The organism is Peribacillus sp. N1, from assembly GCF_054600815.1.
Genome location: NZ_BAAHZO010000037.1, coordinates 1 through 311 on the forward strand (window position 1 = coordinate 1; position 311 = coordinate 311).

Annotated in this window: 1 pseudogene; it reads right to left on the minus strand. The window is 45.0% G+C overall.

Annotation, left to right across the window (positions count from 1 at the left end):
* Nucleotides 1-222: pseudogene (locus ACYP5M_RS26550) on the minus strand (peptidase M3); the annotation flags it as partial.
* Nucleotides 223-311 lie beyond the last annotated feature (89 nt).

Here is a 311-nt window from a genome sequence, read left to right on the forward strand (position 1 = left end):
GTTCAGGTTCTCCAATCCAAGACGTTCGCGCTGACGTTCCTTCAGCCGGGTGACAATCGGTACCACTTCCTCTTTCACCTGCTTGCGGAATGAAGCAACCATTTCAGCATCATAATCAGTCCTAGTCATTCGATAATACCCAAGTTCCACGAAATGCCCATAACCGAGCGCTGTCGAAATTCCATGCCTCACCTTGACAAGGTCGTCTAATATACGATCCAATTCCTCCTGCTTTTCTTCAAAGAAACCTTAATATGACTCACTTGCATTATTCCTAAATTCACGATCCGAGGACTCAATAAAAGGCTGAA